Source organism: Pseudomonas sp. NPDC096917, from assembly GCF_044762555.1.
GTDB lineage: Bacteria > Pseudomonadota > Gammaproteobacteria > Pseudomonadales > Pseudomonadaceae > Aquipseudomonas.
Genome location: NZ_JBIWEO010000004.1, coordinates 1 through 25,698, shown reverse-complemented (window position 1 = coordinate 25,698; position 25,698 = coordinate 1). Strand labels below are relative to the sequence as shown.

At 59.1% G+C, this 25,698-nt stretch carries 21 protein-coding genes; 15 read left to right on the top strand and 6 right to left on the bottom strand.

From position 1 onward, the window contains the following. The first annotated feature begins 45 nt into the window (after positions 1-45). Positions 46-870, top strand: coding sequence for an AraC family transcriptional regulator (locus ACIQYF_RS06125; protein WP_402858126.1), 825 nt, complete (start codon positions 46-48; stop codon positions 868-870). Here ACIQYF_RS06125 and ACIQYF_RS06120 read toward each other — a convergent pair. Both ACIQYF_RS06120 and bamA read right to left on the bottom strand, forming a co-directional pair. Then, on the bottom strand, positions 867-1,457 hold the full coding sequence (locus ACIQYF_RS06120; RefSeq protein ID WP_402858123.1) for a LysE family translocator: 591 nt from the start codon (positions 1,455-1,457) through the stop codon (positions 867-869). The genes ACIQYF_RS06125 and ACIQYF_RS06120 overlap by 4 nt on opposite strands. A 302-nt stretch (positions 1,458-1,759) precedes the next feature. Further along, the gene (bamA, locus tag ACIQYF_RS06115; RefSeq protein ID WP_402858120.1) at positions 1,760-4,126 is read right to left on the bottom strand and encodes an outer membrane protein assembly factor BamA; all 2,367 of its coding nucleotides are present in this window, start codon (positions 4,124-4,126) and stop codon (positions 1,760-1,762) included. A gap of 229 nt (positions 4,127-4,355) precedes the next feature. Between bamA and ACIQYF_RS06110 the strand changes: the two genes are divergently transcribed. The 3 genes from ACIQYF_RS06110 (at position 4,356) to ACIQYF_RS06100 (ending at position 6,942) form a co-directional block, all read left to right on the top strand. Beyond that, on the top strand, positions 4,356-5,042 hold the full coding sequence (locus ACIQYF_RS06110; protein WP_402858117.1) for a response regulator: 687 nt from the start codon (positions 4,356-4,358) through the stop codon (positions 5,040-5,042). Beyond that, positions 5,039-6,328, top strand: a complete 1,290-nt coding sequence (locus tag ACIQYF_RS06105; protein WP_402858114.1) for an ATP-binding protein — start codon at positions 5,039-5,041, stop codon at positions 6,326-6,328. The genes ACIQYF_RS06110 and ACIQYF_RS06105 overlap by 4 nt, the downstream gene beginning before the upstream one ends. 164 nt (positions 6,329-6,492) lie before the next feature. Further along, positions 6,493-6,942 (top strand): hypothetical protein, encoded by a 450-nt coding sequence (locus tag ACIQYF_RS06100; RefSeq protein ID WP_402858111.1) that lies wholly within the window; start codon positions 6,493-6,495, stop codon positions 6,940-6,942. Between the two features lie 3 nt (positions 6,943-6,945). On the opposite strand, the gene ACIQYF_RS06095 is transcribed toward ACIQYF_RS06100, so the two are convergent. From ACIQYF_RS06095 to araD1, 4 genes are all read right to left on the bottom strand, one after another. Then, on the bottom strand, positions 6,946-8,529 hold the full coding sequence (locus ACIQYF_RS06095) for an aldehyde dehydrogenase (NADP(+)) (protein WP_402858108.1): 1,584 nt from the start codon (positions 8,527-8,529) through the stop codon (positions 6,946-6,948). A gap of 67 nt (positions 8,530-8,596) precedes the next feature. Then, positions 8,597-10,153: a UxaA family hydrolase gene (locus ACIQYF_RS06090; RefSeq protein WP_402858105.1), complete on the bottom strand. Its 1,557-nt coding sequence runs from the start codon at positions 10,151-10,153 to the stop codon at positions 8,597-8,599. Positions 10,154-10,181: 28 nt separating this feature from the next. Beyond that, the gene (locus ACIQYF_RS06085) at positions 10,182-11,501 is read right to left on the bottom strand and encodes an MFS transporter (protein WP_402858102.1); all 1,320 of its coding nucleotides are present in this window, start codon (positions 11,499-11,501) and stop codon (positions 10,182-10,184) included. Between the two features lie 69 nt (positions 11,502-11,570). Further along, entirely contained in the window at positions 11,571-12,569 is a 999-nt protein-coding gene (araD1, locus tag ACIQYF_RS06080) for an AraD1 family protein (protein ID WP_402858099.1), read from the bottom strand. Positions 12,570-12,697: 128 nt separating this feature from the next. Between araD1 and ACIQYF_RS06075 the strand changes: the two genes are divergently transcribed. The 11 genes from ACIQYF_RS06075 to tssI form a co-directional block, all read left to right on the top strand. Then, positions 12,698-13,630 (top strand): LysR family transcriptional regulator, encoded by a 933-nt coding sequence (locus ACIQYF_RS06075; RefSeq protein WP_402858096.1) that lies wholly within the window; start codon positions 12,698-12,700, stop codon positions 13,628-13,630. Positions 13,631-13,915: 285 nt separating this feature from the next. After that, a complete protein-coding gene (locus ACIQYF_RS06070; RefSeq protein ID WP_402858093.1) occupies positions 13,916-15,139 on the top strand; it encodes an SfnB family sulfur acquisition oxidoreductase in 1,224 nt (407 codons plus the stop codon). Between the two features lie 2 nt (positions 15,140-15,141). Continuing rightward, a complete protein-coding gene (locus ACIQYF_RS06065; protein ID WP_402858090.1) occupies positions 15,142-15,804 on the top strand; it encodes a methionine ABC transporter permease in 663 nt (220 codons plus the stop codon). A 34-nt stretch (positions 15,805-15,838) separates the two neighbouring features. Further along, complete coding sequence (locus ACIQYF_RS06060; RefSeq protein ID WP_402858087.1) at positions 15,839-16,609, top strand: MetQ/NlpA family ABC transporter substrate-binding protein; 771 nt, start codon at positions 15,839-15,841, stop codon at positions 16,607-16,609. Between the two features lie 291 nt (positions 16,610-16,900). Continuing rightward, entirely contained in the window at positions 16,901-17,956 is a 1,056-nt protein-coding gene (locus ACIQYF_RS06055) for an NADP(H)-dependent aldo-keto reductase (RefSeq protein ID WP_402858084.1), read from the top strand. Positions 17,957-17,971: 15 nt separating this feature from the next. Beyond that, positions 17,972-19,372, top strand: a complete 1,401-nt coding sequence (locus tag ACIQYF_RS06050; RefSeq protein WP_402858081.1) for an LLM class flavin-dependent oxidoreductase — start codon at positions 17,972-17,974, stop codon at positions 19,370-19,372. A 187-nt stretch (positions 19,373-19,559) separates the two neighbouring features. Beyond that, the gene (locus ACIQYF_RS06045) at positions 19,560-21,212 is read left to right on the top strand and encodes an ABC transporter substrate-binding protein (protein ID WP_402858078.1); all 1,653 of its coding nucleotides are present in this window, start codon (positions 19,560-19,562) and stop codon (positions 21,210-21,212) included. A 13-nt stretch (positions 21,213-21,225) separates the two neighbouring features. Continuing rightward, a complete protein-coding gene (locus ACIQYF_RS06040) occupies positions 21,226-22,206 on the top strand; it encodes an ABC transporter permease (RefSeq protein WP_402858075.1) in 981 nt (326 codons plus the stop codon). After that, positions 22,203-23,066: an ABC transporter permease gene (locus ACIQYF_RS06035; protein ID WP_402858072.1), complete on the top strand. Its 864-nt coding sequence runs from the start codon at positions 22,203-22,205 to the stop codon at positions 23,064-23,066. Before ACIQYF_RS06040 ends, ACIQYF_RS06035 begins: the two co-directional genes overlap by 4 nt. Continuing rightward, positions 23,063-24,775, top strand: coding sequence for a dipeptide ABC transporter ATP-binding protein (locus tag ACIQYF_RS06030; protein ID WP_402858069.1), 1,713 nt, complete (start codon positions 23,063-23,065; stop codon positions 24,773-24,775). The genes ACIQYF_RS06035 and ACIQYF_RS06030 overlap by 4 nt, the downstream gene beginning before the upstream one ends. A gap of 360 nt (positions 24,776-25,135) precedes the next feature. Further along, on the top strand, positions 25,136-25,698 hold a 563-nt coding region (tssI, locus tag ACIQYF_RS06025; RefSeq protein WP_402858066.1), incomplete at its 3' end, for a type VI secretion system tip protein TssI/VgrG.

Here is a 25,698-nt window from a genome sequence, read left to right as displayed (position 1 = left end):
CAGATACATTTCGTGCAGCGCCAGGTTAGCGATCAGGTAAAGACCATGCTCAGCGATGTTACGCGCGCAACCCCCAAGTTTTGGCGGGACGCACAGCTGCCTTTCATCGAGGCACGTTCAATCGACGATGGCCGCAAGGTTCATTATTCCCGGCATTCCCACGAAATATTCTCGATTGGCGCCATCACCTCCGGGCAGTGTGTGTACCTGCACGAGAAAACCCGACAAGCAATCAGTGCCGGTACCGTGGTCTTGATGAACCCTGGCGCAGTGCATGCCTGCAATCCCATTGAAGATAAGCCATGGTCCTACTTGATGCTGTATGTCGACCCACACTGGCTGGCCGGTATTCAGCACGGTGGCGAGTGGGGCGAGCCGCAGGGTTTTCAACCGATTGCGGCCACTTATACGCAGTCGCCTGAACTGTTCAATGGCTTGATCGACGTGTATCAACACCTGACCGATCCGGATCAAGAGGTTTTGGCCAAGCAGCAAGCGGCTGTTGGTTTTTTCTCGAAGGTACAACAGTCGCTGGGCCGCTCGAGATCCACACCCAAGGTTGTCAATCAGCGTGTGGAGCGTGTTGGCGAGTATATCGATGCACATTTCATGCATTCGATTCGCCTTGAAGACATGTGTGCAGTCGCCAGCTTGTCAGAGGCCTACCTGATTCGTGCGTTTGAGCAGCGTTATCACATGACGCCCCACGCCTACCTGACCAATCGGCGGGTTCAGTACGCCCAGGCGCAGCTGCGTGAGGGCGCAACCATTGCCGCCATCGCACAGCAAAGCGGTTTTTCCGATCAGGCGCATTTGCAGCGGGTGTTCAAAAAGCATCTCGCGGCCACGCCCGGTCAATACAAGGCTTAAAACCACAGCAACGAAACAGCGCACCCCGAGAGCATGACCGCCATGCAGCGGTTGAACAGGCGAATACGTGGCGGGTTGTGCAGGTAGCGGTTGAGAAAAGCCCCGGCATAAGCCCAGCAGGCCACCGATAGATAACAGACCACAAAGTAAATCAGCGCGAACGACCAGATCAGCGAGGCTTCGCCGCTGGCCACAAATGCCCCCATGCCCGCGACAGCTGCCAGCCAGGCTTTAGGGTTAAGCCATTGCATGATCGCGCCATTCATGAAAGACGGTTGCAGTGTTGTCGCGCCATCGATATCGATTCGCCCGTTATCGGCGGCCAGCTTCCAGGCCAGATAAAGTAAAAAAAACATCCCGCCCCAGCGAATCAAATCGGTCAGCAACGGCCACTGTTTCAACACCTCATGCAGGCCGAAACCGGTGAACAACAGCAGCACCACAAACCCCACGGTGGCGCCCAGAACATGATTCAGGCTAGGGGCCAATCCGAACTGCCTGCCGCAACTCAACGCCACGATATTCACAGGCCCCGGTGAAATAGAGGCGGCCAGGGCGAACGCGGCCATAGAAATCAATACGCTCATTGCTTGGGCTCCTTGTTGTGAGTGAGCCTCAAGAGTGCGGGTTTGGACCGGGGGCGTATTGAACAAAACTCCCCAATACACAATGCTGCGCCGCGCGTGTGCTTACGTCGCGGCTGCAATGAAACGGGAACAGACCCTGGGGTTGAGGGTGGTCGGCGATATGTGGGGGGGCCGTGGTGTTGGCCACGTCCTTGCTGCTACTGGAGCCGATAGTGGCGGGGTGGCTTGTAGGCGTGAGCGTGTCTCGCGATCTTTTGATCTTTAAAAGATCGCGAGGCATCAGCCCCTCTACAACTAACGCCTCAGAAGGTCTGCCCCAGCGAGAACTGGAAGACTTGGGTCTGAGCATCGGAAGGCTTGCGAACCGGCAACGCCAGGTTGACGCTCAGGGGCCCCATTGGGCTGTACCACGTCACGCCAACCCCTACCGAACTGGCCATCTGGCTCAGGTCAACGCCGTCGCAACCGGTCGTCGTGGTCAGGTAGCACTTATCTGAATAGACACTGCCGACGTCCCAGAACAAGGACGTACGCAGCGATTTGTTGTCTTTGATAAACGGTATCGGGAACAGGTATTCCACGCCACCGGTGATCATGATGTTGCCGCCCAGCGCTTCGGTGCTACGGTCGGAGTAGTACTCTTGTCCCGCACTGGCGTATTTGCCCGTGGCCGGGGTGTTGCGCGGGCCAAGGGTGCCGTTTTCAAAGCCGCGCACCGAGCCTTCGCCCCCCGCGGTGTAGTTTTCATAGAACGGTAAACCATCGGTTGAACCGTAGCCGTTGCCATACCCCAGTTTGGTATGGAAGCGCAGCGAGGTGGTTGCACTGAGCGGCAGGAAGGTCTGGCCGCTGTAATCGATTTTGTAGAAACTCAGGTCGCTGCCCGGTACCGTGACCATCAGGTTGAGGTTCTGCGAGTATCCGCGAGTCGCCAATATCCCTTTGTTGAGTGTCGATTCCGACCAGCCCAGGTTGGCCTTGAAGTTGGTGAACTGCTTGCCCTCACGCTCGATAAAGTCATAGATCTCATCGGCACTGTAAGTGCCGGGTTCAATCGTATCGTGCTGCGCCGTCAGGCCAAAACTCAAGCGTGAGGTTTCATTGATCGGGTAACCCAGGCTGACACCAGCACCGTAACTGTTGATCGAGTAGTACGACACCCCATCGCTGTAGTAATTGTTGTAGTCGGTTTTGTTGTAGAACGCGTTGTAGCCCAGGCTTACCCCGTCTGCGGTGAAGTAGGGGTCGGTGAAGCCGATGTTGTACTTGCTCTGGTACTGGGACCGGGTCAGTCCAAGACTGGCGGAGTTACCCGTGCCCAAAAAGTTGTTCTGGGTGATCGAACCGCCGAGGATCAAACCGGCGTTCTGGGCAAAGCCGACGCTGGCGGTGATCGAGCCCGAAGCCTGTTCTTCAACGGTGTAGTTCACGTCAACCTGGTCATCAACACCCGCCACGGCCGGTGTTTCAACGTTGACTTCCTTGAAGTAACCCAGACGCTCAAGACGAACCTTGGATTGGTCAATCAAGTAAGTCGATGCCCAGCCACCTTCCATCTGCCGCATTTCACGGCGTAGCACCTTATCGTCAGTCTTGGTATTGCCACGAAAATTGATGCGGTTGGCGTACGCGCGCTTGGCAGGGTCGACCACAAATATGATGTCGACCGTGTGGTCTTGATTATTCGGGGTTGGCACGGCATTGACGTTGGCGAAGGTATACCCCTCGTTGCCCAGACGACGGGTGATCAGGTCCGAAGTGCTGGTCATGAGTTTGCGTGAAAACACTTGGCCCTTTTGCACCAGCAGCAACGCTTGGATCTGTTCCTCGGGGATCTTCAAGTCGCCACGCAGCGCGACGTCGCGCACCGTGTACTTATCACCTTCATTAATATTGACGGTGATGAACACCTGCTTCTTGTCCGGCGTGATCGACACCTGAGTCGAGACGATTTCCATGTTGATATAGCCACGGTCCAGGTAATAGGAGCGCAGACGTTCCAGGTCGCCGGACAGTTTCTCGCGGGCATACTTGTCATCGTTCTTGAAAAACGACAGCCAGTTGGTGGTCTTGAGGGTGAACTGGTCGTCCAGCTCGGCCTGATCAAACACGGTATTGCCGACCACGTTGATGTGCTTGATGGCCGCGACTTCTCCTTCGTCGATCTTGATTTTCAGACCCACGCGGTTACGCGGTTGAGCAACGACTTCGGTCTCAACCGAGGCCGAGTAGCGACCTTGCGCGACGTATTGGCGCAGCAGTTCGTTGCGTACGCCTTCCAGGGTGGCTTTCTGGAAAATCTCGCCTTCGGCCAGCCCCGACTGCTTGAGACCTTTCATCAGGTCGTCAGTGGAAATGGCCTTGTTGCCTTCGATATCAATACTGGCCACGGACGGTCTCTCGACCACGGTGATGACCAGTACATCGCCATCGCGACCCAGTTGGATGTCCTGGAAAAACCCGGTTTTGAACAGCGCGCGCGTGGACTCTACCAAACGCTGGTCATCCGCTTCTTCACCGACATTCAAGGGCAGGGCACCGAATACGCTGCCAGCGGAAACCCGCTGTAACCCATTGATTCGAATATCAGAAATTTTGAAACCTTGGGCGTGTGCCAATGTGGCATTGAGCAGCAGTGCAACCGAGCAGAGCAGGCGCGGAAAATTCATCAAGATCTATATTTCCAGGACACATCGACAAGCAGCGTAAGCGGGCGCGGAGATGACTCAACAAGACGGCATGCACCGCGAGGCACGCAGGCTGGTGAAGCACCAGCATAAAAGCTCGGGGCGTTTGGTGCGGTTAACCCAGTGTCAAGTTAGGTAAAGGTTGGCGAGGAGCGATGACTGTGCGCCGTTCCAGTACGATAATGCGTCGATCCCCTTTAAAGAGTTCGCCATGATCCGTGTATTGCTCGTCGACGATGACCAAGAGCTGACAGCATTGCTCAGTGAATACCTTGAGCGTGAGGGCTTTGCAGCCACCGCGGTGCACAGCGGCGAGGAGGGCGAAGTGGAAGCGTTATCCGGTCGTTACAGCATTGTGGTGCTGGACGTCATGTTGCCAAGGCTGTCGGGCATCGAAGTGCTTCGGCGCATCCGTGCACGCAGCCAGGTACCGGTGGTATTGCTCACCGCCCGTGGCGACAACATTGACCGTATCACCGGGCTTGAGCTGGGTGCCGACGACTATGTGCCCAAACCCAGTTCGCCGGGTGAACTGGTGGCGCGCTTGCGGGCCATCATGCGCCGGGTGAATCCTGCCACCGATCAGCCCGCCACCGAGGTGATCAAAACCGGGCGGTTGGTGCTGTGGCCCGGCAAGCGTCAGGCGTTGTGGCAGGGCCATGAGTTGGGCGTCACCAGTACCGAATTCAGCTTGCTCGAAGAGCTGGCTCGCAGTGCCGGGCAAGTGGTGAGCAAGCAGGACTTGTCACTCAATGCCCTGGGCTGCCCGCTGACGCGCTACGACCGGCGCATCGACGTGCATATCAGCAGCATTCGACACAAGCTGGGCCCGCGCGACGATGCTAAAGCCTGGATTCAGAGCGTGCGCGGCCTCGGTTATCTGTTGATTGCTGAATGATCAAACTCAGTCGGTTGTTCTGGAAGCTGTTCCTGGCGTTTTGGCTGGCGACCACGCTGACCTTTTTCGTCGGCATTGCGTTTGTGATCCTCAGCAAATCAAAGCCGGGTGATCCGCACCTGGACACCATTCTCGCCAGTGAAATTCACCTGCTGGAAGAGTTCGGTGTCGAGTCAGGCATGCAACTGCTGACGGTCTGGCGCCATCCTGATGATCAGGCCATTGGCGTGTATGACAGCAACGAACAGTTGCTGGCCGGATCGCCGGTGTTGCACCCGGTGTTTGAACGCACGGTCATCAGCAAGGAAGGCATCGAACTGTCCCTGCGATCCACCCGCGCCCCAGGTGGGCCCAATGGCGGCGGCCCGGGGGGCGGGACAGGAATGGGAGAAGGGCCAGGCCTGATGCCATTGATCATTGGCACGGTGATGAGCGCGCTGTTCAGTGGCTACATGGCGTTTTACCTGACCTGGCCGCTGGCCTTCTTGCGCCGGGCGATGAGTGATGTGGCCCAAGGCCGTTTTGGCACCCGGGTCAAACCGATGATGGGCGGGCGGCGTGATGAGATTGTTGACCTGGCCGAAGACTGCGACCGCATGGCCAATCAGCTCAAATTATTGGTCGACGCCCAGCAGAGCTTGCTGCACGACATCTCCCACGAACTGCGTTCCCCGCTGACTCGCATGCAAGCGGCCATCGGGCTGTTGCATCAAGACCCGGCACGTACGGAAATGGTCGGGCGCATCGAGCGCGAGTCGGTGCGCATGGACACCCTGATCGAAGCCCTGCTTACCCTGGCGCGGGTTCAGGGGCGGCCAGACAGCATCGAGCGCGAATCGGTGGACATCCTCGAATTGCTGACGCTGATTGTCGAAGATGCGCAGTTCGAGGCGGGCATCAAAGACTCCAGGGTTGTCCTGCAGGCATGCCCGCCGTTTGTCAGCCGGGTCAGCGGCGAGTTGTTGTATCGCTGCTTCGAAAACGTGATTCGCAACGCCGTGCGCTACACCCAACCCGGCTCGGTCGTGCGGGTGGTGGCCGAGATGAACCTTGCGTGCACCCGTTTGCGGGTACGCATCACCGATCATGGGCCGGGTGTTGAAGAACAGCGGCTACAGCGTATTTTTCAGCCGTTTGAACGCGGCGCGAGCGAACCCGGCAGCGGATTTGGGTTGGGTCTGGCGATCGCGTTGAGAGCGGTAGAAATGCACGGTGGCACGATCAGTGCGTACAACCAGGCATCGGGTGGCCTGACCGTCGAAATCAATTTGCCTCGCCAGTCCTGACACTCACGGCCCCTGTAGGGGCGAGCCTGCCTCGCGATCTTTTGATCTTTACACGATATTACATAGCCTTGACGGCTCTGTACGCCTTGCCCCAGTAGACTTCCACCTCAAACTGACTTCAGCGCAGGCTGATGTTTTGGTGATGCCATTGAGTGGAGGTGGGCATGTTTCTGGTGCATAAAAAGGGGTTTGTCGCGGGTAAGAAAATGGTCGACGGGCTGGTGCCGTACGATTTTTTTTGCGAAGACAATCCGGCCATAAATCTGTTTGTGTTCACCGGCTCGACCGCACAAGGCAAATCGGTTGCCGAACAGACATTGTGGGGGTTTACCCGTCTTGAGCGTTTTGAAGCGCTGACCGATACCTTGGTCTCGAACAAGAAAAACCAGGACTGGTTCCAGACCGTCAACGTGCTGACCGGCCCGGCTCAGAACGGCACCCAGAGCGTGAAATTCCAGCGTGTGCTGAAAATCATCAAACACGTGAGCGCCTCGAATCGCTTGGCCAGCAAGGCTCAATACGAGATCCTCACGGATGAGGGTGACACCTATTTCACCCTCAAGTCCGTGGCCGCCGACAGCGCGCAAACGGTTATTTATGCGGCGGACCAATAACCGTCAGTTCAGCGCCTCGCGGCTAGGCTGACCGTTGAGCAAGCGCTGAATCCCCAGCGGGTTGGCGTTTTTAAGCGCGTCAGGCAGCAGGCTGTCCGGGTAGTTCTGGAAGCAGATCGGGCGCAAAAAGCGGTCGATGGCCAGGCTGCCCACCGATGTCCCTCGGGCATCGGATGTGGCGGGGTAGGGCCCGCCGTGCACCATCGCATCACACACCTCAACTCCGGTTGGGTAGCCGTTGATCAGCAGGCGCCCCGCCTTGTGCTCAAGCACCGGTACGACGTCAGCGAACGCCTGCAAATCGGCCGGTTCGCTAATCAGCGTCGCAGTCAGTTGGCCATGCAGGCTGTGCAGCGCTTGCAGCAACTGCGCCTTGTCGGCCACTTCAACGACGATGGTGGTCGGTCCGAAGACTTCTTCTTGCAGCACGTGTGCGCCGCCGATCAGCAGGCTGGCATCGGCCTGGAACAATTGCGGATGGGCCTGACTGCCCTGTTGCGGCAAACCTGAGAGATGGCGGATGCCATCGACCGAGGCCAAATGGTTGACCCCTTTGACGTAGCTCTTCAGGCCCCCGGCATTGAGCAGTGTGTGTGCCGGTTGCGCGCTGAAAAACTGGCCCAGTGCGTCGACAAATGCGCTGAACTGTGGCGAGGCAATCCCCAGTACCAGACCCGGGCTGGTGCAGAACTGACCGGCGCCCAGCATCACTGAGCCGCCCACGTCTTTGGCAATTTGTGCGCCGCGTTGTTTCAAGGCTTCTGGCAGCAGCACGACCGGGTTGATGCTCGACATCTCGGCAAACACCGGGATCGGTTGTGGCCGTGCAGCGGCCATGTCGCACAAGGCGCGCCCGCCCGCCAGCGAGCCGGTAAAACCGACCGCTTGAATCAGCGGATGCTTGACCAGCGTTGCACCAACCCCCGCGCCGTAGATCATGTTGAACACGCCGGCCGGCATGTTTGTACGCTCGGCGGCACGCACAATGGCCTGCGCCACACACTCGGCAGTTGCCATGTGCCCACTGTGCGCCTTGAACACCACTGGGCAACCTGCGGCGAGCGCAGCGGCGGTATCGCCACCGGCGGTTGAGAATGCCAGCGGAAAGTTGCTGGCGCCAAACACCGCCACCGGGCCAACGCCGATGCGGTATTGGCGCAGGTCTGCGCGTGGCAGAGGCTGACGGTCGGGCAGGGCCTGGTCGATGCGCGCACCATAAAAGTCGCCGCGACGCAGTACTTGGGCGAACAGGCGCATCTGGCCGCTGGTACGCCCGCGTTCGCCCTGAATCCGCCCGGCAGGCAAGGCTGTTTCACGGCAGACGATGGCCACGAATTCATCCCCCAGAGCGTCGATTTCCTCGGCAATGGCTTCTAAAAACTCGGCGCGGCGGCTGGCTGGCAAGCTGCGAAATGCCGGGAATGCCGCGCTGGCAGCATGGGCGCCAGCCTCTACTTCAGCTTCGGTAGCTTGAATGAATTGATAAGGCAAAGCCTCGCCGGTGGTAGCGTCCAGGCTTTGCAGATGAACAGTGCCAGCGCCGCTGCGCTGGCCGCCAATAAAGTTTTGGCCGGTAATCTGGGTCATGTAGGCGTCCTTAAAAAGTCAGGCATTTAAAAATCACTGCAGTCACTGCCGATGAGTTAGCGATTACTCAGGTAATCGCCCCGATCTGCCACGGCACAAATTCGTTTTGACCGTAACCGTGCTGCTCGCTTTTACTGCGCTCCCCAGAGGCGATGCGCAACATCATGCGGTAGATGTATTCGCCGCGTTCTTCGATGGTCATGCTGCCGTCAGCAATCCCGCCGCAGTTCACGTCCATGTCCTCTTCCTGGGTTTCCCACAGGCGGGTATTGGTGGCCAACTTGATCGAAGGCGAGGGCGCGCAGCCGTAAGCCGAGCCGCGCCCGGTGGTAAAGGCGATCAGGTTGGCGCCGCCGGCGACTTGGCCGGTGGCAGAAATCGGGTCGTAGCCCGGTGTGTCCATAAACACCAGCCCATGGGCACGAACCGTTTCGGCATATTCGTAAACGTCGACCAGGTCGCTGGAGCCTGCCTTGGCCACCGCGCCCAGGGATTTTTCCAGGATGGTGGTCAACCCACCGGCCTTGTTGCCCGCTGACGGGTTGTTGTTCAACTCGGCGTTCATGCGCTTGCAGTAGTCTTCCCACCAGTGAATGCGCTTGATCAGTTTCTCGCCCACTTCGCGGCTGACGGCACGGCGCGTGAGCAAGTGCTCGGCGCCATAGATTTCCGGGGTTTCGGACAGAATCGCGGTGCCGCCTGCGGCCACCAGGCGGTCCACCGCATTGCCCAGTGCCGGGTTGGCGGTGATGCCCGAGTAGCCATCCGAACCGCCGCATTGCAAGCCGATGATCAAATGCTTGGCACTGACCGGCTCACGCTCTACGCGGTTGGCTTCGGCCAACAGCGACTTGACCTGCTCAATCCCGCTGGCAATGGTTTTAGATGTGCCGCCGGTACCTTGAATGGTAAAGGCGCGCAGGAACTCACCTTTTTCCAGCCCTTGTGCCGCCAGCAAATCAGCGATCTGGTTGGTTTCGCAGCCCAGGCCGATCATCAGCACCGAGGCGAAGTTAGGGTGGATGGCATAGCCGCCTAACGTGCGGCGCAACATGGCCAAGGCTTCACCGCCCGGGTCAACGGCACAACCGAAACTGTGGGTCAGGGCCACCACGCCATCGACGTTGGGGTAGTCGATCAGGGCCTGGGGGTTGATGTCGCGACGAAAGTGATCAGCGATGGCCTTGGCCACCGTTGCCGAGCAGTTCACCGAGGTCAGAATACCCACGTAGTTACGGGTGGCCACGCGGCCATCTGCGCGCACGATACCCATGAACGTGTCGTTGGCCGAGGGCTCGATACCGCGCGCATCTACGCCAAAGGCGTAGTCACGAGAAAAGTCACCCATGGCCAGGTTGTGCACGTGCACATGCTCGCCGGCCTTGATCGGCTGGCTGGCGAAGCCAATGATCTGCCCGTAGCGGCGCAGCGGTTCGCCGATCTTCAGGTCACGGGTGGCTATCTTGTGACCCGAAGCAATGGCATTCAGTGCTTCAAGCCCTTCGGCTTCCAGCACCAGCCCCTTGGGGATGGGCTGACGGGCAATCAGCACATCGTCCAGCGGGTTGAGTCGGATCACGGCATTGGCAGCATTTTCGCTGCCTGTTTTAGTTATAAGTTGCATCACAGTTACCTCAATGAAATGCAGAGCCTCAGGCCAGGCCGCGTTCACGATAGTCGATGAGGGAGGAGAACAGCATCAGGCCGAAGGCCATCACCACAAAGAAGATCAGCGCCAGGAAATAGGAACCGGTGAATTGCACGATCAGACCGATCAGGATCGGCACAATCACGCCGACCATGTTGCCGCAGAAGTTCATGCTGCCACCCAGCACACCCGCCTTGGATTTGCCGCCCAGAATGGCCGGCAGGCACCAGTACATACCGCACCAGCGAATGAAAAACAGCGCCACGCACAGCAGTGAAATCACTGTGAACGCATCCGGGGTGTACGCCACCAGCAGGATGCACAGAGCCGCAATCGCAGCCGAACCGCCAAACATGGTGCGCATGACTTTGTTCGGCGCGCCGCCCGCGTCTTTCCATTTGTCGGCCAGCCAACCGCCAAAGATCTCGCCAATAAAGCCGCACATGAAAATCAGGAACGTAGCGCCGCCCATGGCCTTGATGTCCAGGTTGTGGGCTTTGTGCAGGTAGCTCGGCATCCAGGTCAGCAGGCCGTAGAACACGCTGTTGTAACAGGCATAGCCGGCGAACATCGCCAGTACCGAGCGGCTTTTCAGCAGGTCTTTGAGGATCGCTTTGCGCTCGCCGTTGGTTTTCGCCGCTTCGGCGTTGGCGTTGGTGATGTAGGCCAGTTCAGCTGCGTTGACTTTCGGGTGCTCAGCCGGGTTATTGCGGATGTACCACCAGGCCCACACACCGACAATCATGGTGCCGACACCGGCGATCACGAACGCGATACGCCATGAATCGAACCAGGTGATCAGGCCCGCAATGATGATCGCGCCGAACGCAGTACCCAGCGGCGCGCCGCCATCGACCAGGGTTGCACCGCGTCCTCGTTCATTGGGGGTCAGCCAGGCGCCGTTCAGCTTGGCACCGGCGGGCATGATTGGTGATTCGGCCACACCCAGGCCAATACGCGTGGCCAGTAAGGTCATCCAGCTGTGAGCACCGCCTGCGATGGCCTGGAAGAAGCCCCAGCTCACCGTGGCTACACCAACGATATTGCGCACCTGAAAACGGTCCAGCAGCATCCCGCCAGGGATTTGCATGAGGGCGTATGACCAGAAAAACGCGCTGAGCATCAGGCCTTCCAGGGCCGGGGTCATTTCAAATTCGGTTGAAATCAGTGGCATGGCCACCGACAGTGACGCGCGGTCGATGTAGTTGATTGCCGATAACAGCAGCAGGATCAAAAATATGCGCCAGCGCACCGTCGTAGGCCGCGAGGCATCTGCGACTTCAGCGGCTTGGGGCGCAGCTGCGGATGCAGTTTTACTGTTCATGTCTATCTCGCTTTTTTATGTTTTTTATCAAGCGGGGAGCGGGCCCTGTTACAGACCCGCCACGTACATCTACAACGGTGTGACCTTGCCTGCTGGCAGTTCAGCGGCGCCTGCCTGTATGCCGTTGATCAGCGGTGCGCCGAACTCCGGCATGCTGATCTCGAACCGGTCGCCTTCGCGGGTCTGAATATTGTCGGCAACCGACAGCGTGGCGGTGCCGAAAAAATGCACGTGCACATCACCCGGACGCAGGAACTGGGGGTACTTGAAGTGATGGTATTCAAGGTTTTCCAGGCTGTGGCACATGTTGTCCTCACCGCTCAGAAATTCTTTTTCCCAGATCACTTCATTGTCGCGCAGGATGCGGCTCATGCCGGTCAGGTGGCGCGGCAGTTCACCCACGCGCAACTCAGGGCCGAAACTGCAATTGCGCAATTTGGAATGCGCCAGGTACAGGTAGTTGCGGCGCTCCATCACATGGTCAGAAAACTCGTTGCCCAAGGCAAAGCCCACACGATAAGGCTTGCCGTCGTCGCCGACCACGTAGAGGCCGGTCAGCTCGGGTTCTTCGCCAGCATCTTCTGCGAACGCAGGTTTATCAAAGGCGCTGCCGGGGCGTACCACAATTGAACCATCACCCTTGTAGAACCATTCCGGTTGAACGCCCACCGTGCCGGATGTCGGACGGCCGCCTTCAATGCCCCACTGGAAAATACGCGCGGTATCGGTCATGGCGGATTGATCGGCGGTATTTTGCTGGTGCATCTTGTCGCGAGTCGAGGCGCTGCCCAAGTGGGTCAAGCCCGTACCGCTGATCAGGCAGTGGGTCGGGTCTTCATGGTCCAGTGGCGGCAGAACACGGCCTTCTTCCAGTAGCTGGAGATAGCTGAGCGTGCTTTCCTGAGTACCTTGAGCCAACACGTGCTCGACCAGACCAAGGCCTTTACGAATTGCGCTGAGGGCCAGTTCACGGGTGTTTTTGGTGCCCCGCACGATGTGGATCTGGTCGCCCTCGACCACGCCGACATGGCGCTGGCCTTGAGCTGTTTCAAATTGGATCAAACGCATGGCGTGAACTCTTAGCTGCTTATTTTTATGGTGGAGCGCTTGGCTCTATCTGGCGTTCACTTTAATTTTTGTCAGGGATGCTGCCTAATGACAGATGCTGATTGAGCGATAACCAATAGTCATCCCCTATGCTGCCATCCCTCACGACCATCATTTCCCGGCTGCGCCTCAAGCAATTGCGGTTGTTGATTGCGCTGGACGACTTCGGCTCGCTGCACAAGGCGGCCGAGTCCGTGGCCATTACCCAGCCTGGCGCGACCAAGGCGCTGCACGAAATAGAATCGACCTTGGGCTCAACCCTGTTCGAGCGCACGACCAAAGGCCTGACCCCCAATGATCTGGGGCGTTGTGTGATCCGCTATGCGCGCTTGATCCACACTGACGTGGCGCACCTGCGCGAAGAAATGCTCGGCATCATGCAAGGCCATGGCGGGCGGTTATCGGTGGGTGTGATCATGGGCGCAGTGCCAGCGTTGGTGGACTGCCTGGCGCAATTGCGTGCAAAGCAGCCGCAGTTATCAGTCGAAATCGTCGAAGACACCAGCGCCCGGCTGTTGGCCTTGCTCGATGAAGGGCGGCTGGACGTGGCGATCTGCCGGACCAGTGTCAGCAAACACCCGGCCGCGTATGACTGCCGCTTTCGCGACCAGGAACCATTGATCGTGGTTGCCAACCCCGCGCACCGTTTTGCTGACCGGAGCACTTTGGCGTTGAGCGAACTGGCGGACTCGCCGTGGGTAGTGTTTCCGGTCAATATGCCCATGCGCTTGACCCTGGAACGCGAGTTCAGAGAAGCCGGACTTAACTTTCCGACCTACCCGATAGAAACCTCGTCGACCTTCACCACACTCTCGCTGCTGCGCCAAGACCCGCAACTGGTTGCCGTGATGCCCGTAGACGTTGCGCAAATGGCCGTGAGTCACGCCATGCTGACGCGCTTGGCGCTTGAACTGAAATCACGCAGCGAACCCTATCAAATCGTCACTCGGCAGGGTGTAGCGCTTAGCGCTCCGACCCAATTGCTGATTGAGGAACTGACCCGGCAAAAACAGAGCACCTGAACCCTGTAGCCGCTGCCGCAGGCTGCGATGGGGGTGTAGAAGCCCTGTCTTTGGAAGGGCCTGCGCCAGTGACGACACAGGTTGTACCCCTCAAAAACGTACTGCGATGAGGTGTTGGCAAAGCAACAGTTGCTGCGCAGACTGTTGCCCTGACAACTATGCAGGCGCTGCATAAAACATAACCTATTGATTTTAAAGTGAAAAATAGATGGCATAGTTTCTGCTCTACCTCTTGTAACGGTCGCACTTGTTGGCGATCCAACACGAGTAAAGAGTGAGAACTTCATGTCGTACACCCCTGCCGACGCCCCTTACCCACTGTCTGTCGCCGATGCCCATGTCATTGGCACAGACGCAGAAGCCATAGACGTCGCCCATACAGTGGCGGCGTTTTTACTCGAAGGTGACGCTGAGCGCGATCGGCTGCGTGAAGTGCCCGCCGAGGTGGTTGACGTGTTCTCCAACAGCGGTCTGTGGGGCATTACGGTACCCAAAGAGTGGGGGGGTGCAGAGGTCTCGTACGCCACGCTGGCTGAAGTGATCACCATTATTTCTGCCGCCGATGCTTCGCTCGGGCAGATCCCGCAAAACCACTACTGCTTGCTTGAAGACATCCGCCTGCAAGGCACCGACGAGCAAAAAGCCTGGTTCTTCAACCTGGCGCTCAAGGGCAATCGCTTCGCCAATGCCATTTCGGAAACCGGCGGCAAGACGGTTCAAGACATTCAGACCCGTTTTGTCACGCAAGGCGATGAGGTGGTCATTAACGGTCGCAAAGGCTATTGCACCGGTTCGTTGTACGCTCATTGGCTCGGTGTGCTGGCGCTGGATCACGATGAAAAAGCCCACTTGGCGTTTGTACCGCGCAACACCCCAGGGTTGATCGTGGTGGATGACTGGTCGAGCATGGGGCAGCGCAACACGGCCAGCGGCACGGTATTGGCTGAAAACCTGCGTGTGCCGGCGTTTAACGTCTTCAAGACCTATCGCTCCTATGAGAACCCGACCCTGGCCGGGCCTTTTGCCCAAATCACCACGGCGGCCATTGACGCAGGCATCGCCCGGGCCGCCTTGCGCGACACCCTGAGCTTTGTTCGTGATCACGCGCGCCCATGGATCGATTCAGGGTTGGAAAAGGCCAGTGACGACCCGCTGACCGTCATCCAGATCGGCAAACTGAGCATTCAACTGGATGCCTCTGAAGCCTTGCTCGAACGCGCCGCAAACGTCATGGACAGCGTGCGTGCTGACCCCGATGAAGACGGCGTGGCGCGGGCCTCCGTGGCCGTCGCCAAGGCCAAAGTGCTGACCACCGAAATCGCTCTGGAAGCCAGCGCCCGGCTGTTTGAACTGGGCGGTACGCGCTCTTCGCTGGCGCGCCACAACCATGATCGGCACTGGCGTAACGCCCGCGTGCACACCCTGCATGACCCGGTGCGCTGGAAGTACCACGCGGTCGGCAACTGGTTGCTCAACGGTGTTAACCCACCGCGCCATGACTGGTCGTGAGCATGGGGGCGTTGCTGAGCAATATTAACTGGCCAGAAATCGGTCAGGCTTGCCTCGATACCTTGAGCATGCTGGGCATGGCCCTGGGTTTCACTGTGTTGCTGGGGTTGCCGTTGGGGGTGTTGCTGTACCTCACCGGCAAGCAGCTGCACGCTAAACCCGGCATGTACCGAGTGCTGTCGGTGGTGGTGAACATCCTGCGTTCGTTGCCTTTCATCATTTTGCTGATTGTGCTGATCCCGGTGACCACCTTGCTTGCCGGCACCTCGCTGGGCGTGGCCGGGGCTATTGCGCCGTTGGTGGTGGGGTGCACGCCATTCTTCGCGCGGCTGGTGGAAACCGCACTGCGCGAAGTCGATCGCGGGTTGGTGGAGGCCACCCAGTCCATGGGCGCCACCACGTGGCAGATCATTTGGCACACCTTATTGCCGGAGTCGCGCCCGGGGCTGATTGCCGCCGTCACCGTGACCGCCATTGTGCTGGTTGATTACACCGCGATGGCGGGTGTGATCGGCGGTGGTGGCCTCGGGGATCTGGCGATTCGTTTTGGTTATCAGCGTTTTCAGACCGACGTCATGGTGGTCACCGTGGCGCTGCTGGTCATGCTGGTGCAGGGGCTGCAAATGACCGGGGATCGTCTGGTTTCGCATTACAGCCGTCGTTGAGACGGTCCATTTCTAATTGTTTGGAGTTTGTGCAATGAAAAAGCTTCTTGCTCTGGTGGCCGTGGTGGCCGCCTTTAGCGTCCAGGCCAATGAAAAACTGGTTGTGGGCGCAACCCCGGTTCCGCACGCCGAAATCCTTGAGTTTGTTAAGCCTGAGTTGGCGAAGGAGGGCGTTGATTTGCAGATCAAAGTGTTCAACGACTTTATCCAGCCCAACAAACAGCTGTCAGAAAAGAACATCGACGCCAACTATTACCAATACCGGCCGTTTCTGGATGAGTACAACAAGACTCGTGGAACTGATCTGGTGCCCGTCGTAGGGGTGCACATCGAACCGTTTGGTGCCTACTCGACCAACATCAAGAACATCTCCGAGCTCAAAGACGGCGCCTCGGTGGCGATTCCCAATGACCCGGTAAACGCGGGGCGCGCGCTGGTGCTGCTTGAGGAAGCCAAACTGATTACGCTCAAAGAACCGGGCAATCCGCAGGCGACCACCCGTGACATCGTGGCCAACCCCAAGCACCTGAAAATCCGTGAGCTGGAAGGCGCAATGCTGGCGCGCTCGGTGAGCCAGGTGGATTTGGCATTTGTGTTTGCCAACTACGCGCTGGAAGCCGGTATTGACACCAACAGTGCGTTGATTGTCGAGAAGGGCAAGGACTTGTATGTCGAGTTTCTGGTCGCTCGTCCGGACAACATCAACGATCCAGGTATCCAGAAACTGGCCAAGGCGTTGAACTCTGATGCCGTGCGTCAGTTCATCCTGACTCGCTATAAAGGCCAAATCGTTCCGGGTTTCTAACGCGTTGCAGGCGCGATTTTTTGACCTTTTCAACGATCAAAAGATCGCGAGGCAGGCTCGCCCGTACAGGGCCAGTGTTGTTGGGGGGGCAACAGTCGATACACACAGTGCATGACGTTCAACAATGCATCGCACCGCGTGCATGAGTGAATGAACCCATGGCGCGCAGGCGGGCAGTCGTTTGTTATCAGGTGATTGTCGGTGGCATGTTCGGTGCATAAGTCCTTGGCAGTGATAAACACTTCGGGTGTTTAACGTGATTGCATTAACTGCCTAATAAAAGGACTCTCCATGCATTACCGTCAACTGGGCAACAGCGACATAAAAGTCAGCATTCTGGGTCTTGGCACCATGACCTGGGGCCATCAGAACAGCGAACGCGATGCCCATCAGCAGATCGATCTGGCGCTGGCCGAAGGTGTCAACCTGATCGACACCGCCGAGATGTACCCCACGCCCACGCGCGGCGAAACCTGGCGCACCACCGAACGTTACATTGGTAACTGGCTGGCGGCGAACAGGGCGCGTCGTGCGGACATCGTACTGGCGAGCAAAATTGCCGGTCCGGCCCGTGAACCCGGCGGCCAGTTGCACATTCGCGACGGCCTGACCCGCCACGACCGGCGCAATATCGTCGAAGCCCTGGATGGCAGCCTCAAGCGCCTCAACACCGACTATCTCGATCTCTATCAACTGCACTGGCCGGATCGCCCGACCAATATTTTCGGGCAGCGCGAATACCCGTATGTCGAAGACACGCAGAGCGTGGCCATTGAAGAAACCTTGTCGGTGCTGGCCGATCAGGTCAAGGCGGGCAAGGTGCGGTACATCGGTGTGTCCAACGAAACGCCGTGGGGCGTGGCGGAATTTATCAAGCAGAGCGAGCGTCTGGGCCTGCCGCGAATTGTCAGTGTGCAAAACCCCTATAGCTTGCTCAATCGCCTGTACGAGGGTGGCCTGTCGGAATTCACCCATCGCGAAGGGGTGGGGCTGCTGGCGTACTCGCCGCTGGCCTTCGGCACCCTCACCGGTAAGTACCTGGGCGGTGCGCGTCCCGAAGGCTCGCGCCTGGCGGCGGTGTATCGAACCTTCAGTCGCTACGACAGCGTGTTGGCGCAAGAAGCCATCGCCAGTTATGTGCAGATCGCCCAAGAGCACAACCTGACCCCGGCGCAATTGGCCCTGGCGTATGTCATCAACAAACCCTTTGTGGCCAGCGCCCTGACCGGGCAGACCAGCCTGGTTCAACTGCGCGATAACCTCAGTGCGCTTCACGTCACCCTCAATGAGCAGATCCTGGCCCGGATTGAGGCCATCCATCAGCGCATCCCCAATCCAGCGCCATAGGAAGGAGTACGGGCGATGCCCAAGCAACTGCACGTCAACCTTTTTGAAATGAACTGCGTGAGCCATATCGTTCACGGCTTGTGGGTCCACCCTGAGAACAATCGACACCGCTTCAACGACTTGGATTACTGGACCGAGCTCGCGCAACTGCTGGAGTACGGGACGTTCGACGGGGTGTTTCTGGCGGACGTGATCGGCACCTACGACCGTTTTCGCGATGGCCCCGAAACGTCATTGCGCGAAGCCATGCAGATCCCCAGCAACGACCCGCTGATGGTGATTCCGGCCATGGCCGCCGTCACCCAGAATCTGGGGTTTGGTGCGACGTTTTCGACCACCTACGAGCCTCCGTTTGCCTTTGCCCGGCGCATGAGCACCCTTGATCATCTGACCAGGGGCCGGGTTGGCTGGAACATTGTCACCTCCTACCTGCCCAATGCTGCGCGCAATTTCGGGCATGCCAGCGAGGTGGTGCACGACCACCGCTATGAAATCGCCGATGAATACCTGGATGTGCTCTATAAGTTGTGGGAGGGCTCCTGGGATGATGATGCGGTGATCCAGGACCGCGAGCAGCGCGTGTACACCGACCCGCAAAAAGTGCGTTATATCAACCACGTTGGCGAGCACTTTCGCGTGGCCGGCCCCCACCTGTGCCAGCCCTCGCGCCAGCGCACCCCCGTGTTGTTTCAGGCAACCGGTTCACCGGCCGGTATCGAGTTTGCAGGTCGACATGCCGAAGTGGTCTTCACCGGTGGCCTGGACACCCGAGAGGTGCGTGCCAACATCCAGGCCATGCGCAACAAGGCCATCGTCCATGAACGGGACCCGGCGGGTTTGAAATTCATTGTCATGGCCGGGGTCATTGTGGGGCGCACCGATGAAGAGGTCAGTCGCAAACTCGACAGCTATCGCGCGTTGATGAGCGTTGAAGCGTCATTGGCCCATGCGCAGTCGGCGATTGATCTTACGGCCTACCCCAGGGATGCGCTGATCAGTGATTTGATCGAGCTCAAAGTTGAGGGGTGGGAGAACTTGAAACGCTACAAACCCGAGTGGACCGTGGGTACGGTCTTGGCCCAGTTTTCGGGGTTTAACCGGGAGCGATTTTTCGTGGCGGGAACCCCGACGGTTGTGGCGGATGAAATTGAAAAGTGGCTGGATGTCGACGGCATCGACGGGATTAACTTGCGCCAGTACCTGTCGTTCGAAACCGCCCGCGACTTTATCGAGCTGGTGATCCCGGAGCTGCGTCGTCGTGGCCGTTTTCGCGAGCGTTACACCGAAGGCGAAACCCTTCGCGAGCGCTTGTTTGGCGCAGGGCAGGCGCGCTTGCCGGATGACCATTTCGGCGCCCGTTATCGCGATCCTGCCCTGTTACAGCAGCCGGCCAAGCCGCTGCGATTTACCCGCTAAAACCTATCATTTGTGGGAGCTGCCGCCAGTTTCCAACTCTGAGGCAACTGTTGGTTCTCTAACAGTTGCTGCACACACTGTTGCTTTTAACGGTCTTGCCACGCCCATTCATGCCTGTTTAGCGGGCAAAAAACTCGGCATGCCTTGTGCAATAGCCTTATTCCCGGACTTAAGGCAGCAGGCCCTCATGCGCGATAACCCCCCCTCTATTCGATACCTTCCGTTGCTCGGCATCGCGGCCCTGTGCTCTGTGTTGATCGGCTGTGAGCAGCCAACTTCAACCGTCGCGCGCAGCGACAAGCCGGTCAGCGGCGGCACCCTGATTTACGCCACCGATCGCGAACCCACCTGCCTCGACCCGCATGTGTCAGGTGATATGCCGCAGGTATTCATCGGTCAGCAATACCTCGACTCGCTGGTCTCGATGGATGCGCAAGGCCAAATCGGGCCGTGGCTGGCCACGCGTTGGGAGGTGTCTGCCGATGGCCTGGATTACACCTTCCATTTACGCGATGACGTGCACTTCACCGACGGCACGCCGTTCAACGCTGCTGCGGTCAAGGCCAATCTCGATCACATGGCCAACCCCAAGACCCAATCGAGCACGGCAGGCGGTTATATCCGTCAATACCGCAGCACTGACGTGATCGATGAACACACGGCGGTGGTGCATCTGGCCACGCCTTACGCGGCCTTTCTGGAAGTGCTGGCCCAGGGTTTCCTGGGGATTGAGTCGCCCACCGCCTTGCTGCGCTCGCGTGATGAAAACTGTGAAAGTCCGGTCGGCAGCGGCCCGTTCAAGATTGTTCGCTGGGACCGTCAAAGCCAAGTCGAACTGGTGCGCAACCCCGATTACAACTGGGCGCCGCCGACCGCCAAACATCAAGGTCCGGCGTGGCTGGAGCGGATCGTCTGGAAGTTCATTCAAGAACCTTCCGTTCGTTTCGCCTCATTGCAAGCGGGGGAGGTTGATGTGATTGAGGCATTGCCTCCGGAGTCCCACGAGGCTGCGCGGCGCAATCCCGACCTCACCCTGCTGGTTGCGCTGCGTCCCGGTAATCCTACCAACGGTACCCTGAATATCACCCGCGCACCGTTCGATGATCTCAAGGTGCGTGAAGCCTTTGTACGCAGCGCCGATGTCGTGGGCGCACTCAAAAGTGTGTACTTCAATGAGTTCCCGCGTGCAGGGGGAGCGCTGAGTTCGGCAACGCGCTTCTACAGTCCGGACTTTGAGCACGCTCAGGACTACGACCCGGCGCGTGCCGCCCAACTGCTGGATGAAGCCGGTTGGACCGGGCGCGATGCCGAAGGTTACCGGACCCGTGATGGCAAGCGCCTGCAAGTGCACGTGGTGATGGGCAATCGAACGCCGCCCTCGGAAGTCACGCTCTGGGAGCAGGTGCAGGCCACCACACGCCAAGCCGGTTTCCAGCTCATTGTCGAGTTGATGAGTGATGTTCAAGCCACCAAACGCCAGGCTGACTGGGACTACGACATCCGCCTTGGCTACTGGAACACCAATACTGCTGACGTGCTGCGGATCATCTTTGGCTCTGAGTTCATTCGCCCTGCCGGTGTCGGCGGCTATCACCAGAACACCGCGGGCTTCAACGACGCGACCTTTGACAGGCTGATCCAGCACGCCTTGGCCACGCAAGATCCTGAGCAGCGACGTGCGCTGTATGACAAGGCGCAACAGATTGCCTCGAACCAATACCTGCAACTGACCACTTACCCGCAAAGCTCGCGCCTGGGGATCTACAAGACCACCCAAGGCGTGCGGCTGGAGCCGTCCTTGGCAGTCACTTATCTGTATGACGCCTGGGTCAATAAATGAAAAGGGTGAACAAATGAGCCAACTAGAAGCCGTGAATCCACAACGTAAACGCTGGGCACAATGGGGGCGGCGTGCCGTTTGGCGACTGAGCGGTGGGGTGCTGGTGTTATGGGCTGTGGCGACCCTGACCTTTTTTGCCCTGCGCTTGATACCCGGTGACCCGGTGCTGGCGATCCTGGGTGGGCAGAGCGCTAATCCCACCCCGGAAACCATCGCCCAAGCCACCCGCGAATACGGCCTGGACAAACCTTTGGCGGTTCAATACGTGATGTATCTGGGCCGTCTGGTTCAGGGCGATCTAGGGGTTTCTTACTCTCAGCATTTGCCGGTCACCCAGGTGCTTGCCCAGCAGTCCTGGGCGACGCTGCAACTGACCTTTGCCTCGCTGCTGCTGGCCTGGCTGTTGGTGTTGTTGCTGACCGTACTCACTGCGGGACGTCTGCGTTGGGTATCCAGTCTGGCATCGCTGGCCGAAACCGTTTGCGCCGCATTGCCGCATTTCTGGGTCGGTATTTTGCTGCTGGCGGTGTTTGCCTTTGGCTTGCGCTGGTTCCCGCCTGCCGGGAGCGATGGCTGGCGCACGCTGGTGTTGCCGTCTTTGGCGCTGGCGATTCCGCTCGCGGGCTTTATCGCTCAAGTGACTCGCGAGTCATTGGAATTTACCTTGGAACAACCCTTTGTCCTGACCGCCCGGACGCGCGGTTTGAGTGAGACGGCCGTGCGCTTCAAGCACGCGCTGCGGCATGCCGTGTTGCCTGGCATTTCATTGTCAGGCTGGGCCATCGGCGCCTTGATCAGCGGTGCGGTCGTGATTGAAGTGATCTTTTCGCGCAAAGGGCTGGGCCGCCAGTTGTATCAGGCGGTGCAGGCGCAGGACTTGCCGCTGACCATTGGTATCAGCCTGGCGGTGGCTGCGGTGTATGTACTGGCCAACATTGTGGTTGACCTGTTGTACCTGTGGGTCGACCCTCGCCAACAGGGGAAAACAGCATGAGCGCACTGACTTTGGAGACTCAATTGCCGGGTATTCGGGTGCAGCGTGTCGCCCGCAAAGTACGACCGGGCCCGCTGCTAGCGTTCGGATTTTTGCTGTTTGTGATCATCGCGGCGCTGGTGCCGCAACTCTTCGCCCATAGCAACCCCTTGGCGATTGTGCCGAATGACGCGTTTCATCCCCCTGGATGGGGCCACTGGTTTGGCACCGATCAATCGGGGCGCGATATTTTCTCGCGGGTGATTTACGGCACACGCCAGTCGTTGCTGATCGGTTTGGCGGCCACTGTGTTGGCCATGGCGATCGCGATTGTTCTGGGGCTGCTGGGCGGGCTCGGCGGGCCTCGGCTGGATCGCGGGGTCAACGGGCTGCTGGAAATTCTATTCGCGTTCCCCAGCCTGATCCTCGCGCTGCTGTTTGTCGCGGTATTTGGCAGCGGTATCGGGCCGCTGATTGTTGCGACTGGATTGGGCACGGCGCCCGGTTATGCGCGGATGGTGCGTGGTCAGGTATTGGCCGTGCGTAACGCAGGCTACATCGAAGCGGCTGTCGCCCTTGGCCACCCGACGTGGCGCATCATTGTGCGCCAACTGCTGCCCAATGCCATGCGCCCGCTGATCGTGACCCTGACCATGGGGGTTGGCCAGGCAATTGTCTGGGCCTCGGCTCTGAGTTTTCTGGGCTTGGGCGCACCGCCGCCAGCGCCGGAGTGGGGGACCATGCTGTCCATGGGCCGCGACTTTGTGGCCAATGCCTGGTGGCTGACCTTCTTCCCGGGGCTGTTCATCGTACTCACCACGCTGTCGACCACGGTCGCTGGTCGTTACCTGCAACAACGTCTGGAGGGTCGTCTGTCATGAGCGACAAATATTTGATCGTCGAAGGCTTATCCATCGAATTTTCCGGCCAGCCTGTGGTGCGCGATGTGTCTTTTACCCTGGCGCCAGGCAAAACCCTGGCGTTGGTGGGGGAGTCGGGCTCAGGCAAAAGCGTGACCGCCCGCAGCCTGATTGGCCTGGCCGGTGCGGGCGCGCGGGTGACGGCTCGCACCTTGAGTTATGGCGGGCAGGACTTGCTCGCGTTGTCCGAACGCGGCTGGCGCGGATTGCGTGGCAAAGGCATCGGCTTCGTGTTGCAGGATGCGCTGGTCTCACTCGATCCCTTGCGGCCCGTGGGCAAGGAAATTCTCGAAGTCCTCAAGACCCACAACTGGGGGGATCGACGCAGCCGCAGCGAGCGGGTCATCGAATTGCTGGAGAACGTCGGCGTGCCCGAGCCCGAACTGCGTGCTCGCCAGCGTCCCGATCAGTTGTCCGGGGGGCTGCGTCAGCGGGCGTTGATTGCCAGTGCGCTGGCCATGAGCCCTGGACTGGTGATCGCCGACGAACCGACCACCGCACTGGACGCCACGGTACAGGCGCAGATTCTGCAAGTGCTGCAAGAGATCAAGGCTCGCGGCGACTCGCTGCTGATCATCAGCCATGATTTGGCAGTGGTTGCGCAGTTGGCCGATGAGGTGCTGGTGCTGCGCCATGGTGTGGTGGTCGAGCAAGGGCCCATGCAGCAAGTGTTACGTTACCCCAGCCACCCCTACACCCAAGCGTTGCTGGACGCGGTGCCCGCCGAACATGCGCGGGGGACGCGCCTGTCATCACAAGGCAGTGCTCAGGCGCTAGCGCCTCGCCCCGGCGCCACCTCGCCGGTGTTGCTCAAAGCCACCGGGTTGGGCAAACGCTACATCGGCCCCGATCAGCAACCGCGTCAGGTGGTGGATGACGTCAGCTTTGAGCTGCGGGCGGGGCGTACGTTGGGCATCGTTGGAGAGTCCGGCTCGGGCAAAACCACCGTTGCGCGTATCGTGCTCGGGCTGCTGGAGCCGGATGCCGGTCAGGTGCAGTTTCTTGACTCTGCTTGGTCGGGCGCAGGTGCTGAACGGGTGCTGGAAAAAGACCGTCGTGTGCATCGGCGTGACATCAGCGTGATCTATCAAGACCCGCTGAGTTCGTTCGATCCGCGTTGGAGCATCGGCCAGATCCTTGCCGATGCGCTGGATGTGGCGGGGGTGTCAGCAGCGCAACAGCCTGCGCGCATCAGCGAGTTGTTGGAGCAAGTGCGCCTGCCGGCCGATCTGACCGCGCGCAGGCCCTTGCAATTGTCAGGTGGGCAACGCCAGCGCGTGGCCATCGCCCGGGCAATTGCCAGCAACCCGAAAGTGATCATTTGTGACGAGCCGGTCTCGGCACTCGACGTCTCGGTGCAGGCGCAGGTGTTGGATTTGTTGGCAGACCTGCAAGCGGCGCTAGGGCTGGCGTATCTGTTTATTTCCCATGACCTGGGTGTGATTCGGCATGTGAGCGACGAAGTGTTGGTGATGCGTCACGGAAAAGTGGTGGAACGCGCGCCGGTCGAAACGCTGTTTGAAAACCCGCAACACGCTTATACCCAGCGCTTGCTAGGCGCTGTGCCGCGACTGCCGGGCACAGGCAGCGAACTGGTCGTGCCGCCCCTTGAAGCGGAAAGTACGGCGTGGCGGTTTGATGAATCGCAGCTGTGGAAAATCGCCATTTAGGCTTCAATCCCTTTGAGCAATGGTCATCACCAGGCTGTCTCTTTTCACCAAACAGCCTGGGGTGCCGAGCGAGGCATTGGATGCCCGCGACTTCGCAAGGTCGAACGCAGGGGCTGCAAAGTGGGTCAATCGGCCTGGATGCCGGAAGAACCGTGACGGTAAAAACAGGACGTATTCTTGCACTTGCAAGAATACGGACTACATTTATTGCCTCCAAATTCCTACCTAATATTCGCCCAAAGCCTTGGCCGGCATAGATCCGCCCTACATCCAGCTTCTGCACCGCCCTTGCACACTTGCGCACCGAAGGAAACCTGACGTTTTGTTACATCAGGACGACCGCAGCGCAAGGAATCGCGGATGTCACGCTCACAGCCCCCGTTTCGTTTCAGCCTGACCATTGACGCCTTTACCGGCGACTTTCAGGTCCTGTCCTTCACCGGCAAAGAAGCCCTCAGCACGCCCTACGTCTTTGAACTGGAACTGATCAGTGAGCGTTCCGATCTGGACTGGGTGGCGCTGCTGCACACACCGGCTTTTCTGGCCTACGCCGCCGGGGACGTAGGCGTTCACGGGCACGTCTACTCCATTGCCCAAGGCGACACCCATCAGCGCCTGACGTTTTACACCCTGACCCTGGTGCCGCAGCTGGCCTACCTTGAGCACCGCACCAACCAGCGGATTTTCCAGCACCTGACGGTCGAGCAGATCATTGGCCAGCTCCTGGCAGAGCACGGCATCTCCAGCAACGCCTGCAGCTTCACGCTCGACACGACCTATCAGGCCCGTGATTACTGCGTGCAATACCACGAAACCGACCTGCACTTCATACAGCGCCTGTGCGAAGAAGAAGGCATCCACTACCACTTCCGGCACAGCGCCCAAGGCCACCACCTGGTGTTCGGCGACGGCCAGAGCGCCTT